The organism is Polynucleobacter sp. KF022 (genome assembly GCF_027924105.1).
Taxonomy (GTDB): Bacteria; Pseudomonadota; Gammaproteobacteria; order Burkholderiales; family Burkholderiaceae; genus Polynucleobacter.
In genome coordinates this window covers 228,663-245,536 of sequence record NZ_AP026972.1, presented here as the reverse complement: position 1 = coordinate 245,536, position 16,874 = coordinate 228,663, and the positions used below count along the sequence as shown (strand labels likewise).

General features: G+C 45.3%; 16 protein-coding genes. 3 read left to right on the top strand and 13 right to left on the bottom strand.

The window, feature by feature from the left end:
* The first annotated feature begins 21 nt into the window (after positions 1–21).
* Positions 22–861: a symmetrical bis(5'-nucleosyl)-tetraphosphatase gene (locus PKF022_RS01305; protein WP_281776891.1), complete on the top strand. Its 840-nt coding sequence runs from the start codon at positions 22–24 to the stop codon at positions 859–861.
* Positions 862–876: 15 nt separating this feature from the next.
* Here the strand turns inward: PKF022_RS01305 and hemL are convergent, their stop codons facing one another.
* From hemL to PKF022_RS01255, 10 genes are all read right to left on the bottom strand, one after another.
* Positions 877–2,178: a glutamate-1-semialdehyde 2,1-aminomutase gene (hemL, locus tag PKF022_RS01300; RefSeq protein ID WP_281776890.1), complete on the bottom strand. Its 1,302-nt coding sequence runs from the start codon at positions 2,176–2,178 to the stop codon at positions 877–879.
* A gap of 12 nt (positions 2,179–2,190) precedes the next feature.
* A complete protein-coding gene (locus PKF022_RS01295; protein WP_071464595.1) occupies positions 2,191–2,361 on the bottom strand; it encodes a rubredoxin in 171 nt (56 codons plus the stop codon).
* A 66-nt stretch (positions 2,362–2,427) separates the two neighbouring features.
* Entirely contained in the window at positions 2,428–3,870 is a 1,443-nt protein-coding gene (locus PKF022_RS01290) for a THUMP domain-containing protein (protein WP_281776889.1), read from the bottom strand.
* A gap of 38 nt (positions 3,871–3,908) precedes the next feature.
* Positions 3,909–4,334 (bottom strand): CopD family protein, encoded by a 426-nt coding sequence (locus PKF022_RS01285; RefSeq protein WP_281776888.1) that lies wholly within the window; start codon positions 4,332–4,334, stop codon positions 3,909–3,911.
* Positions 4,335–4,355: 21 nt separating this feature from the next.
* Positions 4,356–5,633 carry a glutamate-5-semialdehyde dehydrogenase gene (locus tag PKF022_RS01280; RefSeq protein WP_281776887.1) on the bottom strand — a complete coding sequence of 426 codons (1,278 nt, stop codon included), beginning with the start codon at positions 5,631–5,633 and terminating at the stop codon, positions 4,356–4,358.
* A 64-nt stretch (positions 5,634–5,697) separates the two neighbouring features.
* On the bottom strand, positions 5,698–6,759 hold the full coding sequence (gene holA, locus PKF022_RS01275; protein ID WP_281776886.1) for a DNA polymerase III subunit delta: 1,062 nt from the start codon (positions 6,757–6,759) through the stop codon (positions 5,698–5,700).
* A 15-nt stretch (positions 6,760–6,774) separates the two neighbouring features.
* Positions 6,775–7,302, bottom strand: coding sequence for an LPS assembly lipoprotein LptE (lptE, locus tag PKF022_RS01270; RefSeq protein WP_281776885.1), 528 nt, complete (start codon positions 7,300–7,302; stop codon positions 6,775–6,777).
* Positions 7,303–7,316: 14 nt separating this feature from the next.
* Positions 7,317–9,989, bottom strand: coding sequence for a leucine--tRNA ligase (leuS, locus tag PKF022_RS01265; RefSeq protein WP_281776884.1), 2,673 nt, complete (start codon positions 9,987–9,989; stop codon positions 7,317–7,319).
* Between the two features lie 42 nt (positions 9,990–10,031).
* On the bottom strand, positions 10,032–10,832 hold the full coding sequence (gene dapB, locus PKF022_RS01260) for a 4-hydroxy-tetrahydrodipicolinate reductase (protein ID WP_281777450.1): 801 nt from the start codon (positions 10,830–10,832) through the stop codon (positions 10,032–10,034).
* Positions 10,833–10,902: 70 nt separating this feature from the next.
* Entirely contained in the window at positions 10,903–11,535 is a 633-nt protein-coding gene (locus PKF022_RS01255; protein WP_281776883.1) for an outer membrane protein assembly factor BamE, read from the bottom strand.
* Positions 11,536–11,680: 145 nt separating this feature from the next.
* On the opposite strand from PKF022_RS01255, the gene fur reads away from it, so the two are divergent.
* Positions 11,681–12,121 (top strand): ferric iron uptake transcriptional regulator, encoded by a 441-nt coding sequence (fur, locus tag PKF022_RS01250; protein ID WP_216231930.1) that lies wholly within the window; start codon positions 11,681–11,683, stop codon positions 12,119–12,121.
* Positions 12,122–12,275: 154 nt separating this feature from the next.
* Here the strand turns inward: fur and gap are convergent, their stop codons facing one another.
* The gene (gap, locus tag PKF022_RS01245) at positions 12,276–13,304 is read right to left on the bottom strand and encodes a type I glyceraldehyde-3-phosphate dehydrogenase (protein WP_281776882.1); all 1,029 of its coding nucleotides are present in this window, start codon (positions 13,302–13,304) and stop codon (positions 12,276–12,278) included.
* A 35-nt stretch (positions 13,305–13,339) separates the two neighbouring features.
* Positions 13,340–15,331, bottom strand: coding sequence for a transketolase (tkt, locus tag PKF022_RS01240; RefSeq protein WP_281777449.1), 1,992 nt, complete (start codon positions 15,329–15,331; stop codon positions 13,340–13,342).
* Positions 15,332–15,375: 44 nt separating this feature from the next.
* On the opposite strand from tkt, the gene PKF022_RS01235 reads away from it, so the two are divergent.
* A complete protein-coding gene (locus PKF022_RS01235) occupies positions 15,376–16,137 on the top strand; it encodes a 16S rRNA (uracil(1498)-N(3))-methyltransferase (RefSeq protein WP_281776881.1) in 762 nt (253 codons plus the stop codon).
* Between the two features lie 33 nt (positions 16,138–16,170).
* Here PKF022_RS01235 and PKF022_RS01230 read toward each other — a convergent pair whose 3' ends face one another.
* Positions 16,171–16,791 (bottom strand): barstar family protein, encoded by a 621-nt coding sequence (locus PKF022_RS01230; protein ID WP_281776880.1) that lies wholly within the window; start codon positions 16,789–16,791, stop codon positions 16,171–16,173.
* Positions 16,792–16,874: the final 83 nt, after the last annotated feature.

Genomic DNA, 16,874 nt, shown 5'->3' with positions numbered 1-16,874 from the left:
GATTCGGCTTTAAGATAAGATATGAGCAAGATATATGCCGTAGGTGATGTGCAAGGCTGCGCACCCTCATTAAAAGCCTTAGTCAAAAAGCTTCCACCAAAATCTAAAATGATTTTTCTGGGAGACTTAGTTAATCGCGGGCCTGATTCATTAGGGGCGTTGCGGCACTTAAAAACATTACAAGAATCTGGCCGCGCTGAATGCATCCTAGGTAATCATGACTTACACCTTCTTGCTATTGATGCCGGTCTTCGCAAAACAAAAGGCCTCGATACCGTTGAGCCGATCCTACATGCACCCGATCGTGAAGAGCTTATTGACTGGATGCGGCATCGCCCTATGGCACTCAGCAATGGGAATGTTCTGACAGTGCATGCAGGCGTACTGCCGCAATGGGACTTACAGCAGACGATTGAATGCGCTCAAGAAGTTGAAAAAGCATTGCGTAGCAAGTCTTATAAAACTTTTCTATCCAATATGTATGGCAACACACCCAATAAGTGGAGCAACTCCCTAAAAGGATATGAACGCTTACGCGTGATTACCAATGCACTAACCAGAATGCGTTTTTGCAGCCCGACTGGTCAGATGGAGTTTGAGAGCAAAGAAGGCCTGGAAGACGGTCCGAAGGGCTATACCCCTTGGTTTATGGCACCTAATAGAAAAACCACTGATACTTTAATTTACTTCGGACACTGGTCTACGTTGGGCTTACTCCGCAAGCACAACGTTATTGGCCTAGATACCGGCTGCGTTTGGGGCGGCAAGCTCACTGCCCTAGAAATCGCAGACTCGAATAAAGACAGTAAAAAATTAGATGTCGCCCAAGTAGAAGGCTACGACCATCCATTGCGGATGTAGTTTAGAAATACTACTTTAGAGCTTCTTAAATGCTGTCTCAGCAGCAGCAATAATCTCATCTAGCACAGCATTGTCATGCGCAATAGAAGTGAATCCTGCCTCATAAGCTGATGGTGCTAAGTACACTCCTTCATCCAACATCAGATGAAAGAATTTCTTAAAAGCATCAATATTAGTTTTGGTTACTGCTTCATAAGAATTCGGAACATGATCAGCAAAGTAAAAACCAAACATGCCGCCTTCACTATCGACTGCAAAAGGAATCTTATTTTTGTCTGCAGCCGCCTTAAGACCAGTCATGAGTTTTTCAGTCTGACCTGTCAGGCATTCATAGAAACCTTCTCTAGAAATAATCTCTAATGTCTTTAAACCCGCAGCAACAGCCACTGGGTTACCAGAGAGCGTTCCAGCCTGGTAAACATTGCCCAAAGGGGCAAGCTTAGACATGATTTCTTTCTTGCCACCAAAAGCTGCCATCGGCATACCACCGCCCATTACCTTGCCCAAGCATGTCAAATCTGGAGTAATACCTTGTAAGGACTGGGCGCCACCCAAAGCCACCCTAAAACCGGTCATCACTTCGTCATAGATAAGTACGGCACCATGCTTACTAGTGAGAGATCTAATCGCAGCCAAAAATGCTTTCGATGGCTTAATTAAATTCATATTGCCAGCAATTGGCTCAATAATGACAGCAGCAATTTGATCACCCTGTTTTTTAAACACCTCTTCAATTGCCGCCACATCGTTGTATGGCAGAACTAAAGTATGTTTCACCAAATCCTGTGGAACACCACCTGAAGATGGTGCATTCTGAGTAGAGTCCGCAAAGGTTAGTAAGCCCGAACCTGCCTTTACCAAAAGACTATCAGCATGACCGTGATAGCAACCCTCAAACTTAATAATCAAATCACGGCCGGTATAACCACGAGCTAAACGCAAGGCACTCATTGTTGCCTCTGTGCCACTTGAAACCATGCGCACTTGCTCAACGCTTGGCATCAAAGCGCAAATGCGTTCTGCCAACTCAATCTCACCTTCAGTTGGAGCGCCGTAACTAAAGCTAGTTTCTGCGGCCTTCTGCACTGCAGCTACTACTTCAGGATTTGCGTGGCCCACAATCATAGGGCCCCAAGACATAATCAAATCGATAAAGCGCTTATCGTTGGCATCCCAAAAATAAGGGCCCTTAGCTTTAGCAACAAAACGAGGTGTGCCGCCCACCTGACGGAAAGCCCTCACCGGAGAGTTCACTCCCCCAGGAATTGTCTTTTGCGCACGCTCAAATAGCGCTTCGTTTTGATCTACTTTTGCCATTATTGTTTTTAATTAAATTGCCATCATTTCAAAATCTTCTTTGCGGGCACCGCACTCCGGACATGTCCAATTCATCGGCACATCCTTCCAAAGCGTGCCTGGCGCAATGCCTTCATCAGGCAAACCAGCAGCTTCGTCATAAACCCAACCGCAGATTAAACACATATATGTTTTAAATTCCATTACTTTGCTCTCCGCCTATCTTTACTTCTTCTAACTTGTTGTCTTATTTTACGGTTTTATGCCCACTTAAGTAGGTCGCTTTGCATGCATCTCAAACTTAAATAGACGACACTCAAGAGGGCCGTTAAATAAAGGGGTACGCTTGGATTCTTTAATACGCAATTGACCCGGTAGGGCCATATCTGCAGTTAAAACGAATATATTCCAGCCACCAAAGTCATCTTTCAAATGCTGGCCAAACTGACGCAAAAACTCCACAAATTTTGGATCTTGCTCTTCTTGGGCCTGTAGTTTTTTTAATGATTCACGGCTAGAACGTTTAGCACTTTGACGACCAGTCTCTAAATTCAGTTCAAAGCGGTTATCTGGTTCATCCACGTCGTCGTATCGAGCATCTTGATTGGCAGCGCGATCTTGTCCGCGACCACCTTTAATCACTAGACGCTCACCATAAGGTGGATTTAACAACATCACTCCTTCACCAACTCCACCTGGAGGCTTAGCAGCAAGGGCATCAATTTGACGGACTACCGGCTGGTCAGGTAACTGCGCTCTTTGCCAGTTGCCCTTAAACATCGACACTAATTTTTCATTAATATCGCCACCGGTAATTTGTAAAGCATCAACTCCAGGGAACTGTTTACGCTTTTCTAACATTTGCGCTAGAGCGCCCTCTTTTAAATCTACCCAACGCTTTTGTTCAGCAGACTCATTAAATGGCTTAAGCCTCTGAAATCCAAAGCCATGTGCAGAGGTAATCAGGGGGCGATAAGCCAGCCTGCTAGGCTTAGCATCATCGCCATACATTCCTGCGCGAATCGCCCCAGGCGGAATAGACAAAGCTATCTGAGCAGCCTCAATTAAAAAAGTGCCACTACCGCACATTGGGTCAAATAAAGTTTGCCCAGGCTTCCAGGCAGTGAACGACAAGATGCCGGCTGCTAAATTTTCTTTTAGGGGTGCATCCCCTTTTTCATCACGCCAGCCACGCTTAAATAGAGCCTCTCCAGAAGTATCCAAATAAATCGCAACTTGGGTTGCTGTTAAATGGGCCTGTACGCGCACATCTGGGAAAGCGGTATCAATACTAGGCCGGTCACCGGTGACATCACGCAAGCGATCCACAATCGCATCTTTAATTTTGAGCGTTGCAAAATTTAAACTTTTTAAAGGAGACCGATGTGCCGTCACATCCACACGCAAAGTTTGCTTGGAGGTAAACCACTCCTCCCACGCTAAACCGCTAGCCAACTTATACAAATCTTCTTCTTGCCTATAGGGTGCTTGAGTCATTTGCAATAGAACACGGCTTGCAATTCTGGAGTGTAGATTTAGCGCCATTGCTGCAGATAATGGCGCAGCAAGACCAACGCCACCAGTCGGACTTGTAGGTGTCGGATCTATTACCCAAGCCCCTAAAGCCTTGCATTCTGGGCGTCCAGCAATCTCTGCGAGCTCCTGGGCAAGCGGCACTTCTAAACCGCCTGGACATACAACAAAAAATCTCATGGGGCTAACAGTCTAAAAAAATTAAAAATGAGGCAGCTTTATGGTTTGAAAAGCACTAAAGCAACAATGACGACTAGCAAAATGACCGGTACTTCATTAAACCAACGAAACCAAACACCTGAACGCTTATTCACACCGGTACGGAACTTCTTTAGCAAGCTTAAACATGCATGGTGATAACCAATCACTAGAATCACAAATAATAATTTAGCGTGCATCCAGGTATCACCGCGACCAATGCCAAAGTGTAGCCAGAGAGTCAGGCCCAACAAGATTGCCGGCACCGCCAAAATAGTCATAAACCGAAATAGACGGTCAGCCATACCTAACAAACGAGCATAAGATTCAGCATTTTTCTCTTCAGCCAGATTGACAAAAATTCTGGGTAGGTAAAACAAGCCAGCGAACCACGAGGTAATAAATACGATGTGAAAGGTTTTGACCCAGAGATAGGCATTACTCATATTGAATCTTTTCTATTAAATTTAAGTGCGGATCTCGCCATGACCCATGACGACATACTTCAGAGAAGTCAAACCATCCAGACCAACAGGGCCACGAGCATGTAGTTTGTCATTTGAGATCCCAATTTCAGCGCCCAGGCCATACTCAAAACCATCTGCAAAACGCGTACTAGCATTGACCATCACGCTGGCGCTATCAACTTCACGCAAGAAACGATCGGCTTTGGATTTGTCATTAGTAATGATGGCATCCGTGTGCTTACTGCCATATTGTTCAATGTGATTCATCGCCTCATCAATATTGGCGACAGTCTTAATTGACAGAATTGGTGCTAAATACTCGGTTTGCCAATCTTCTTCTTTGGCATCGACTAAATTCTGGAAGCCATTGGACTCTAGTGTTTTACGAGTTAATGAATCAACGCGTAGCTCTACGCCCTTATCTTGGTAAATCTTACAAAGGGTTGGTAGTACTTTATTTGCAATCTCTTGATTCACCAACAAAGTCTCCATTGCATTACATGGAGCATAGCGTTGAGTCTTGGCGTTATCACATACCTTTACGGCCATTGCTACATCAGCATCGGAATCTATATAGGTATGACAGATACCATCTAAGTGCTTGATCATTGGAACCCGTGCTTCAGCCATCAACCGTGCGATCAAGCTCTTTCCGCCCCGTGGCACGATGACATCAATATATTGAGTCATGGTGATCATTTCACCAACGGCACTGCGATCAGTTGTTGTCACTACTTGCACTGCATCCTTAGGCAAGCCAGCAGCTGCCAAACCTTCTTGAATAATCTGGGCCAATAAAGTATTGGAATCAATCGCCTCAGAGCCACCACGCAGAATCACGGCATTGCCGGACTTTAAGCACAAAGCAGCTGCATCAATAGTGACATTGGGACGTGACTCATAAATAATGCCGATGACACCCAATGGTACGCGCATTTGTCCAAGCTCAATACCTGAAGCCTGTTTTTGTAAGGGTGTAATTTTGCCAATAGGATCTTCTAACGAAACAATTTGCTCTAAACCTAAAGCCATCGTTTCAATGGTTTTTGGTGTCATCGTTAAGCGATCTACAAAAGCTGCATCTTGACCATTTGCCTTGGCACGCTCCACGTCCACTTGATTCACTCGCTGAATCTCATCTGTCTTTTGACGAACCACTTTAGCAATGTGCAATAAAGCTTGATTCTTTTGCTCACTTGATGCACGCGCCATTGCACGCGATGCCGCTCGCGCTCGCATTCCAATATCTTGCATCATTACTTGAATCGCTGAACTCATTTTGTATTCTCTTGTTGCTCTCTTGTTACTTTATAAACTGTTATGTATTTACTAAATAATTCTCTTAGCGTAATAAATTTCCAACTAAACGCAAACCATCCCAGGGATCAGCTGGTAACTCCGCAGCATGCAACCCCTTTACCTGTCGATCTAAACCGGCAGCTACCTGCATAGCTCTTCGTAATTTCAGAGGCTGAACTCTTCTAATTGCCGCTGGGTATAAGCGCTCCTTATTTCCCCATATCCGGTTAGCACGCATCAGGTTTTGCAAAGACTCGCCGGCATCACTTGCCGCCTTTAGCTTAGATAGTATCCGAAGCTCCTCCGTTACGCTCCATAGAATCAACACGAGCGGCTCACCCTCACCCTTTAAGCCATCAAGCATGCGATTTAATCGTGCTAAATCACCAGCCAACATTGCCTCAGTTAATTCGAAGACGTTATAGCGCGCCACCTTCAGAATGGAAGAACGAATTTGCTCTTCAGTTAATTTTCCCGTGGGGTATAGCAGACCTAGTTTCAGAATTTCTTGATGGGCAGCGATTAAATTACCCTCCACCTGATCAGCGATAAATTGAAGTGCACGTTGACCTTCAGGACCCGGCTCAACCTCTTGATCTTGACGCTTAAGACGTCCTGCAATCCACTGCGGCAAATGACTGCGATCCAAGGAATCAATCTGAATTGCCATACCCGCATCATCCAAAGCACTAAACCATGCTGAGGTTTTAGTCTTGCCATCCAAGCGAGGCAAAACGATACAAACCACAGTATCGGGACCTTCGGAACCCGCTGACTGCGCAGCAATTTGAGTTGCAAACTGTTTTAAGGCATCCGCTCCATCGCGCCCAGGCTTGCCAGTTGGGATGCGTAACTCTACCCATCGCTTATCACCAAACAAGGACATAGTCTGGCCTGCACTTAATAGCGCACTCCAGTCAAATCCACGCTCCTGCAGCAACACCTCACGCTCAGTAAAGTTCTGTTTTTTTGCGACAGCCCTCAGTTGGTCCATCGCCTCCATCATTAATAGCGGCTCATCGCCACTAAAAATATATAGCGGCAACATTACGCCGCCTGAACTTAGGGACTTAAGGTGCACTTGCAAGGCATCGACTTTAACCATGCGAGCTCTGTTTACCTAAAAAGAACGGGCTTGCGGTGCCTTAGCGGCTGCCGCTACACGACGCAATATTTGAATAGCCAAGTCTTTACGCATCAGCGTTATGAACTGCTGCATTTGTACGTCTGTTGCCAGAACTGTAGACACCGTAAAGTCCATATCGCGTGTCATATAAATCTCAGCCTCTGGAATCACTTCAGCCCCACTCAAATCAAATGCTCTAAAGCCAACGCGAATGTTTAAGCGATAGGCTGACACCTGACCACTAGCGTTATAAGCCAATATCTCGCGACCCTGAATGTCATTGGTAATTTCTAGAATGAGATCAGCATCTTTGGGGTAGATAGCGACCTTGGCATCGGTACCAGTCAAAATTGCTGTCTGCAAATCTGCCCGTAAAGGTGGCGATGGATTACCAGTAATGGCAATGACTTTGAAAGGTACATCGACCATGCCGCGCAAACGATAGCCACAAGCAAGCAATCCACCTAGAGGTGCAGTAGCAATCAAACCAAGCATTGCGCGACGCAGGGAATTTACATTCATGTCTCTATCTTTGATTAAGCAACAATATTCACAAGACGGCCAGGCACCACAATGACCTTCTTAGGTGCGCTGCCATTTAATGCTTTTTGTGCGGGGTCACTCTTTAAGGCTAAGACTTCAATTTGCTCTTTATTAGCATCTGCTGGGACTTTAATATCGCCACGTAGCTTGCCATTAATTTGCAGCATCAACGTAATTTCTGTTTGAACCAAAGCTGCTTCGTCTACGGCTGGCCAAGGAGCATCAAGCAAAGGTCCAAAGGTTTTTGCATAGCCCAAATCCTTCCAGAGCACGTGGGTGAGGTGCGGAACCACTGGATACAAAACACGCAACAAAATACTGAGACATTCGCGTAATACAGGCGCGGTAATGTTAGAACCCTGGTCTAATTTAATAGGCTCTAGGACATTAAGCATTTTCATCGCAGCAGAAACTACAGTGTTGTATTGACGGCGTTGATAGTCAAAGTTAGCTTGCTTCAGAATGCCATGCACCTCGCGACGCAATTCTTTTTCAGCATCGTTTAAGTTACTTGGTAATACATCTGATGCATTACGCAATGCCGCTGCCTGACTGTTGGAATACATCCATACACGTCGCAAGAAACGCGAAGCTCCATCTACCCCAGCACCAGACCACTCAAGCTGTTGCTCAGGAGGTGCAGCAAACATCACAAACAAACGAGCAGTATCAGCGCCATATTGATCAATTAAAGCCTGAGGATCAACACCGTTATTCTTACTCTTCGACATCTTCTCAACACCACCCACAACAACTGGGGTATTTGATGTGTCACCAATTAACTTAGCGCCTATAGGGCGACCTTTCTCATCCAAATCTAACTCAACGTCTAATGGATTGAGCCAAGTCTTTTTGCCAGAGGCATCTTCAGAATAATAGGTTTCATTCAGAACCATGCCCTGAGTGAGTAAGTTTTGGAAAGGCTCATCAAAGGTAATCAACTTGAGATCACGCATGACCTTAGTCCAGAAACGCGCATACAGTAAATGCAAGATCGCATGCTCAATACCGCCAATGTATTGGTCCATTGGCATCCAATATTCATTACGCTCGTCAACCATGGTCTTTGCATTCGGGCCGGTGTAGCGCATGAAATACCAGGAAGAATCTACAAAGGTGTCCATGGTGTCAGTTTCGCGACGCGCAGGCTTACCGCATTTCGGACACTTCACATTCAAAAAGTCAGCGCGTTTATTTAATGGGTTACCGCTGCCATCTGGTACACAATCTTCAGGTAACACTACAGGTAAATCTGCTTCGGGCACTGGGACTGCGCCACAACCTGGATTCGCTTCATCACCACAGTGAATGATCGGAATTGGCGTTCCCCAATAGCGCTGGCGAGAGATGCCCCAATCACGTAAGCGATAGGTCGTCTTGATTTCTCCTATGCCAAGCTGCTCTAATTCTTTAGCAACAGCACTCACTGCCTCATCATGGGATAAACCATCAAATTGAGCGCTGTTCAAGCAAACTACGCCATCCTTTTGGGCATACCAATCTTCCCAACGCGTAGCATTAAACATCGGCGACTCACTATTGAGTGCAATGACTTGTTTAATGGGTAATTGATACTTCAGTGCAAAAGCAAAGTCGCGTTCATCATGTGCAGGTACACCCATCACAGCGCCATCACCATATGACATTAATACATAGTTACCAACCCAAACTGGCACCTGTTCTTTAGTCAATGGATGTGTGACGTATAGACCGGTAAACATGCCTTCTTTTTCTTGGGTCGCTAAGTCAGCTTCAATTACGCTACCTGTTTTACATTTCTCAATAAATGCAGTTAAAGCCGGATTATTAGCGGCAGCCTTCGTAGCTAGTGGATGCTCAGCAGCAACCGCGCAAAAGGTAACACCCATAATGGTGTCCGCGCGCGTAGTAAAAACATACAAGAGACCGTCTTGAATAAAGTTGCCATGGTCGTCGGTAATTTCATGCTTAAACGCAAAGCGCACGCCACGACTTTTACCAATCCAGTTTTGCTGCATCGTTTTGACGCGCTCTGGCCAACCTAATCCGTCCAATCCAGAGAGCAGCGGCTCAGCATAGGCAGTGATATTGAAGTAGTAGCCCGGGATCTCGCGCTTTTCAACTAAAGCGCCAGAACGCCAACCGCGACCATCAATTACTTGTTCGTTTGCTAAAACTGTTTGATCGATTGGATCCCAATTCACTACCTGCGTCTTACGATACGCGATACCCTTTTCTAGCATCTTCAAAAAGAGCCACTGGTTCCAGCGATAGTAATCAGGACTACAGGTTGCTACTTCACGTGACCAATCAATCGCTAAACCCATCGCCGCCATTTGCTTTTTCATATAAGCAATGTTGTCGTAGGTCCATTTAGCTGGAGGCACTTTATTCTGAATCGCTGCATTTTCAGCGGGCATACCAAAAGCATCCCAGCCCATTGGCATCAATACGTTATAGCCTTGCATGCGAAGCTGACGAGCCATCACATCATTAATGGTGTAGTTACGCACATGACCCATATGCAATTTGCCAGAAGGGTAAGGCAACATAGAGCAGGCGTAGTACTTAGGCTTTTTCTTGCCTTGCGCATCAACTGCATCTTCTGCCACTTGATAGACTTGCGCACCTTCCCAATCAGCTTGCGCTGCCGCTTCAATGCTGCGGTAGTCGTAATCCTTACTCATTCTTAAACAACTCTTTTCTTCTATTTTTAATTAAGTGACTTTTTATTTACGCAAGCCAAGAACATCTTGCATATCGAATAAACCACTGCTTTGGTTTTGCAAAAAGCGCGCTGCGCGCAAAGATCCTTGTGCATAGGATTGACGGCTTGACGACTTGTGACTAATTTCAATACGCTCGCCATCGCCAGCAAATAACACGGTATGGTCACCTACGATATCGCCACCACGAATCGTTGCAAAACCAATCGAACCTTCCTTGCGTTCGCCGGTATGACCTTCTCTCGCATAGACTGCAACATCATCTAATTTCTCGCCCAACGCATCCGCAATTACTTCACCCATCTTGAGTGCTGTGCCCGAAGGCGCATCTACCTTATGCTTATGATGAGCCTCAATAATTTCGATGTCATAACCTTGATTGAGCATCTTGGCAGCGATCTCTAAGAGCTTAAAAGTTGCATTCACACCCACACTCATATTGGGCGCAAAAACAATAGCTAACTTTGCAGAGGCCTTTTTCAAGCTAGCAATTTGATCTGCAGTTAAGCCAGTAGTACCAACAATCATCTTGGTGCCAGTCTTTTCTGCAATCGCTAAATGGCTCATCGTACCTTCAGGTCTAGTGAAGTCGATCAAGAATTGTGCGCCGGATAACACCTGTGCAACATCAGAAGAAATCAACACGCCAGTCTTTTTACCCAAGAATGACCCTGCATCCTCTCCCAATTGTGGGCAAGAGGCATGTTCTAGTGCGCCAACCAATTGAGCATCTGGAGTATTGAGTACGGCCTCAATCAACATCTTTCCCATACGACCAGTTGCGCCAGCAATTGCAATCTTCATCATGTGTTTCTTCGCTTCTTATTCAAGTGAACCAATACGGTTCTTATTGGCATCAATACAAAAGAGATTTCTACTGCTTAGGCTCTACTGCCTTTGGCACATCATTTAGAGCGCCAGGACCTAGGGCGGGAGCTTGTGCATCCGACTTCTTATCAGAAGAGCCAAAGAAATCCCAGAATGAACTGGTATTTACTGGGGGCACAGGCACACCTGCCGCTAAGTTGTCAGTCTTGCTTGGAACCAATACTTCAGGGCTTTGTAATTTAGGTGTTACTGGCGGCTTATTAGCACCAGTCATCACATCCCAGAATGAACGTTTTGATTTTGCATAGTTATCAATTTCAGCAACCAATTCAATCTCGGTTGGCAATGCATCACCTTCAAACTTCACTACCTTGTCGCCATCAAAAAAAACCGTGACATGACGTTCTTTACCTATCGGCTGACCAGAGCGCTTGAATTCAAAAATATAATCCCAGCGGTTTGCATGAAAGTAACTTGCTAATAATGGAGTACCTAAAATTTGTCGCACCTGTTCACGAGTCATGCCCAATTGCAACTTCGCATACTGCTCGCTAGAAATAAAGTTACCTTGCACAACATCTGGCACATATGGTCTGAAAATCTTGTTTACCCAGTTACGCTGAGTTTCATCAACCGCACTTGTGCACCCAGTCACTCCCAAGAGGCTAGAAACGGCCATTGCCACAAATCCCAATCTAAGTGGGAAATAAGCACCCTTCAAAATTGGGCTAAAAAAGCGGGAAAAAAGTTCGAGGCAATTTTGCATGGCTGGCCGTATCATTAAGACATTGATTTTAGCTCCCAATGCCATAAATATGACCCAAATCCCTACCCCTGAAAATTTACGTGATATTGGCCTTAAAGCTACTGGGCCACGAATGAAAATTCTGGATTTTTTCCACCAAAATGGTGGCACCCATTTCAGCGCTGAAGATGTCTTTATGGCCCTGGCGAAAGATGACAAGGAAATTGGCTTAGCCACGGTTTATCGAGTTCTCACCCAGTTTGAACAGGCTGGCCTGCTGTTGAGGAGTCACTTTGAATCCAGCAAGGGCGATAGCCGAGCAATTTATGAGTTAAATGAAGGTCAGCACCACGACCACCTGGTATGTATAGATTGCGGCCATGTTGAAGAGTTTGTAGATGAGGCCATTGAAAAAAGGCAGCAAGATATCGCTAAAAACCTGGGATTCAAGCTCCAGGAGCACTCATTAGCTATGTATGGCCATTGCCAAAAGAAAAACTGTCGAAATAAACAAAAATAAGAACTTTTAACTACAAATAATCGTTTTTAGCGATTATTAAAATAAAAAAGACCTCAAATCGAGGTCTTTTTTTACATTCAGAGTATTTCGGCTCTTCATCAAAATACTTTTTAATAACTTTTAAAGAATTTTAACGACTTTTAGATACTTTTTATTACTTTACTGCCATTAATGCTTCAGCAGCATTGAGCATTTGTACTGAATAACCCCATTCGTTGTCATACCAAGCCAATACTTTGACCAACTTGCCATCTGCAGAAACACGAGTTTGAGAGGCGTCGTAAATACTTGGGCGCGGATCATGGTTAAAGTCGATTGAAACCAGGGGCAAAGTATTAAAGCCCAAAATGCCTTTGAGCTCACCCTCACTTGCCACTTTGAGAATTGAATTCACTTCATCCACGCTAGTGGCTCGACTTGCTGCAAACGTTAAATCCACAACGGAAACGTTGATCACTGGAACACGCATTGCAAACCCATCGAAACGACCTGCCAATGCTGGCAAAACTAAACCAACTGCCTTAGCTGCACCAGTCTTGGTTGGGATCATGCTAGTAACTGCAGAGCGTGCCCGACGCATATCTTTGTGATACACATCAGTCAATACTTGATCATTTGTAAACGCATGAATCGTAGTCATCAAACCAGATTCAATGCCAATTTTCTCTAAGAGCGGCTTAACCAATGGAGCCAAACAGTTTGTAGTGCAGCTTGCATTAGATACAACGACATCACTTGGCTTCAATACGTTTTGATTAACGCCATACACAATTGTTGCATCGACATCTTTTTCACCCGGAGCAGAAATCAATACTTTTTTCGCGCCCTGTTGAATGTGGATCATGGCTTTTTCTTTAGAGGTGAACTTGCCAGTACACTCTAAAACTAAATCCACACCCAACTCACCCCATGGTGTTTCAGCTGGGTTACGTGTACAAAACATTTTGATGCGATCGCCATTAACTACCATGCAGTCACCATCTACTGAAACTTCAGCCGGGAAGCGGCCGTGCGCTGAATCGTACTGCGTCAAATGGGCATTAATAGCAATATCACCCATCGCATTAATTGCAACAATCTTAATATCGCGGCGTGGTTTGCCGTTCACTTGATCTTCATATAAAGCACGCAATACCATGCGGCCGATACGCCCATAACCATTAATTGCGACACGAATTGTCATTTATTTCCCCTTACTAATTTTGAATTTATTTCAATTTACTTCTTCGAGATACATTGCTTAACAGTCTTGGCAATTTGATCCACTGTTAAACCAAAATATTCATATAACACTGGTGCTGGCGCAGACTCACCAAAAGTGTCAACACCGTGCACTGCTGCACAGCCATACTTCCACCAGAAATCGCTTACGCCAGCTTCTACTGCAATACGTGGAATATTAGCTGGCAATACTTTTGCTTTATACGCAGCATCTTGCTGATCGAAAACAGTAGTCGAAGGAATGGAAACAACTCGTACGCCCAAGCCTTCTTTTTCAAGACGCTCTGCAGTTTGCAATGCGAGAGCAATTTCAGAACCAGTCGCAATAATTACCGCATCAATCTTTCCAGATGGATCGCGCAATACATATCCACCACGAGCAATCTCTTTAATTTGTGCAGAAGTACGAGATACAAATGGGCAATTTTGACGACTAAAGATCAATGCGCTAGGGCCATTTTTGCGCTCAATGGCTGAGCCCCAAGCGACGGCGCTCTCGGTGGTATCGCAAGGACGCCAAACCATGAGGTTTGGAATGAGGCGTAGGCTAGCTACATGCTCTACAGACTGATGGGTTGGGCCATCCTCGCCCAAACCAATCGAATCATGGGTAAAGACAAAAATACTGCGTAATTTCATCAGGGCGGCCATACGCAAAGCGTTGCGACTGTAGTCTGAGAAAGTTAAGAATGTACCGCCGAATGGAATGTACCCGCCATGCAAGGCAATGCCGTTCATGATGGCGCTCATGCCGAATTCGCGCACACCATAATTGATGTGATTACCCCATTGATCGCCACGGACTGCTTTACATGTAGACCAATTGGTTAAGTTAGAGCCCGTTAAGTCGGCAGAGCCGCCCATAAATTCTGGCAAGGCAGGTGCCAATGCTTCAATCGCGTTTTGACTAGCCTTACGAGTAGCAATCGTTTCTGCTTTAGTTTGGCAAGTTTTTAAATACGCATCTAAGGTAGATGAAAAGTCTTTTGATAACTCACCTTCCATGCGACGCTGCAATTCAGAAGCAAGCTCTGGGAATTTGTTTTTGTATTTCTGAAATTCTTTATTCCATTCATGCTCAGCAGCTTGACCACGCTTTTTAAAATCCCATGCCGCATAAATATCTTTCGGAATTTCAAATGGCGCATAAGGCCAATTCAAGGCTACACGTGTAGCTGCAATTTCGGCAGCGCCTAATGGTGAGCCGTGAACTTTATCGCTACCGGCCATATTCGGCGAGCCTTGGCCAATCGCGGTCTTACAGCAGATAAGGGTTGGCTTATCACTCTTTTTAGCCTTAGAAATTGCTGCGGATACTGCCTCAGCATCATGTCCATCGACATCACGAATCACGCTCCAACCATAGGCCTCAAAGCGCTTCGGCGTATCTTCGTTAAACCAAGAAACTACTTTGCCATCGATCGAGATGCCGTTGTCATCCCACAATCCAATTAACTTATTGAGCTTGAGTGTGCCAGCTAATGAACAGACTTCATGGCTAATACCCTCCATCAAACAACCGTCACCTAAAAATACATAGGTGTAGTGATCAACAATGTTGTGACCAGGACGATTAAATTCTTCAGCGAGTAATTTTTCAGCCAATGCCATTCCCACAGCGTTAGAAATTCCCTGTCCCAATGGTCCAGTAGTTGTTTCTACTCCAGGAGTAATTCTATATTCAGGATGTCCCGGAGTCTTGCTATGCAATTGACGGAAATTTTTCAACTCTTCGATCGGTAAGTCGTAACCAGAAAGATGTAAAAGCGAATACAACAACATAGAGCCGTGACCATTGGATAAAACAAAACGGTCGCGATCCATCCAATGTGGATCGGTTGGGTTATGTTTTAAATGTTCATTCCAAAGACCTACAGCAATATCTGCCATACCCATCGGCATACCAGGGTGACCAGAATTTGCCTGCTGTACTGCATCCATGGATAAAGCGCGAATGGCATTGGCCATGCGAATTTGAAGGTTTGACATCGTAAAAGTGGTCTCGAGGAAAATAAATTGGCTATATTTCAGTAATGCCTCAATTTTATCTTCCCAGGCCATGGGAATCCCAAAAGCCAACTACCCTCACACCTGAGGTTGCCCACCATTTGCGTGTTCGACGCATTCAGACCGGGGAATTCTTCCCAGTATTTGATGGAAAAGGCCTTGTTGCTAAGGGAGAACTCCTTGCTTTAAGCGGAAAAACAGGCCAAGTTCAATTAACCGACATCCGCGAAGATACCCACCGCGAGACCTCATATGCCATTACCTTGGCCCAGGGACTAGCTGGCGGCGACAAAATGGACTGGATTGTCGAAAAAGCGGTAGAGACTGGCGCCCAAAATATTGCGCCGATGCAATGTGAACGCTCTATCTTGAAACTGACACGCTCAAGCGATGCTGAGCGCGCCCAAAAACGCCTTGCTCACTGGGAAGGCATTATTCAGGCGGCCTGTGAACAATGTGACCGCACTGTCTTTGCGAACCTAGAGCCCATCCAAACGTTTGAGGGTTATTTAAAGGCAACTCCAAAACCAGCCTTAAAGCTACTACTGAGTCCTGATGCCACCAAAAGCCTGTATTCCGTGCTCATAAAGAATGAACCCCAAGATGTTGTATTAATGATTGGACCTGAAGGTGGCCATTCTCCCGAAGAAGAGGCTCAGGCAGAGGCTGCAGGCTATCAATTAGTTTCCCTAGGTGAGCGAGTACTGAGAACAGAAACCGCTGGCGTGGTGGCGATTACAGCCGTTCATAGCGTATGGAACCCTGAAATGCAAAATCGCCTCAAATAGAGGCGATTTATGGAACTTCTGAGGCCTTAGCGATTAAGCGAAAGAGTAGAAGACGCGATATGGAGTGCGGCGCTCAGCCCAGAAATCAACAGCATCACGGAAAACGTCTAACAACGTTTCACGAGCTTCTTTGTCAAACTTCTGAGTGCATGGCAAACCTTCGAGTACGACAACGAAGCCAGGCTGCGGGCCAGACTTGTCAACTGTAGTAGTCAAAGCATCTAATAAAGGATCGTAGTTTTTTGCCTGCTGCTTAGTAAATGAATAAGCAATCGCAATAGACTCCAAAACCTCACCCTTAGTCATTGCATTAGCGCAATTGGCATAAATGAAGTGTTGGCCTAATTCTGTTGCCGCTTCCTGCAAATCCGGAGTACGGAAGGCACGAATTGATTGCACAATATTAGGGCGCACACTGCGCAACATTGCCGGCGGTCCGGCATCGCGAACGGCCAAAGCGGCACGCCAAGAAGCTGTCACTTTTTTCCCCGAAACTTGATTTGCTGCATAGGTTTGTAAACGAGATAAACCGCCTTCAGCATAAATATTGGCAGCGGATGATTCGGTTTCCAGTCGATCTTTGCTATCCCAACTTTCAGCGCGGCTATGTTCTTCGAAGCTGGCTGTATTGCTGTTTTCAGAGCGATTATTCATGATGGGTGCTAGGTTACCCGTAACACGCCATCAAATCAAGCCCAAATACAGTGCATTTTATGTAACACACTGATTTATATAGA

What these genes read in the sequence shown, in the direction of transcription:
- PKF022_RS01305 (WP_281776891.1), top strand. Translation starts at nt 22, where the DNA reads ATGAGCAAGATATATGCCGTAGGTGATGTGCAAGGCTGCGCACCCTCA.
- hemL (WP_281776890.1), bottom strand. Translation starts at nt 2,178, where the DNA reads ATGGCAAAAGTAGATCAAAACGAAGCGCTATTTGAGCGTGCGCAAAAG.
- PKF022_RS01295 (WP_071464595.1), bottom strand. Translation starts at nt 2,361, where the DNA reads ATGGAATTTAAAACATATATGTGTTTAATCTGCGGTTGGGTTTATGAC.
- PKF022_RS01290 (WP_281776889.1), bottom strand. Translation starts at nt 3,870, where the DNA reads ATGAGATTTTTTGTTGTATGTCCAGGCGGTTTAGAAGTGCCGCTTGCC.
- PKF022_RS01285 (WP_281776888.1), bottom strand. Translation starts at nt 4,334, where the DNA reads ATGAGTAATGCCTATCTCTGGGTCAAAACCTTTCACATCGTATTTATT.
- PKF022_RS01280 (WP_281776887.1), bottom strand. Translation starts at nt 5,633, where the DNA reads ATGAGTTCAGCGATTCAAGTAATGATGCAAGATATTGGAATGCGAGCG.
- holA (WP_281776886.1), bottom strand. Translation starts at nt 6,759, where the DNA reads ATGGTTAAAGTCGATGCCTTGCAAGTGCACCTTAAGTCCCTAAGTTCA.
- lptE (WP_281776885.1), bottom strand. Translation starts at nt 7,302, where the DNA reads ATGAATGTAAATTCCCTGCGTCGCGCAATGCTTGGTTTGATTGCTACT.
- leuS (WP_281776884.1), bottom strand. Translation starts at nt 9,989, where the DNA reads ATGAGTAAGGATTACGACTACCGCAGCATTGAAGCGGCAGCGCAAGCT.
- dapB (WP_281777450.1), bottom strand. Translation starts at nt 10,832, where the DNA reads ATGAAGATTGCAATTGCTGGCGCAACTGGTCGTATGGGAAAGATGTTG.
- PKF022_RS01255 (WP_281776883.1), bottom strand. Translation starts at nt 11,535, where the DNA reads ATGGCCGTTTCTAGCCTCTTGGGAGTGACTGGGTGCACAAGTGCGGTT.
- gap (WP_281776882.1), bottom strand. Translation starts at nt 13,304, where the DNA reads ATGACAATTCGTGTCGCAATTAATGGTTATGGGCGTATCGGCCGCATG.
- tkt (WP_281777449.1), bottom strand. Translation starts at nt 15,331, where the DNA reads ATGTCAAACCTTCAAATTCGCATGGCCAATGCCATTCGCGCTTTATCC.
- PKF022_RS01235 (WP_281776881.1), top strand. Translation starts at nt 15,376, where the DNA reads ATGCCTCAATTTTATCTTCCCAGGCCATGGGAATCCCAAAAGCCAACT.
- PKF022_RS01230 (WP_281776880.1), bottom strand. Translation starts at nt 16,791, where the DNA reads ATGAATAATCGCTCTGAAAACAGCAATACAGCCAGCTTCGAAGAACAT.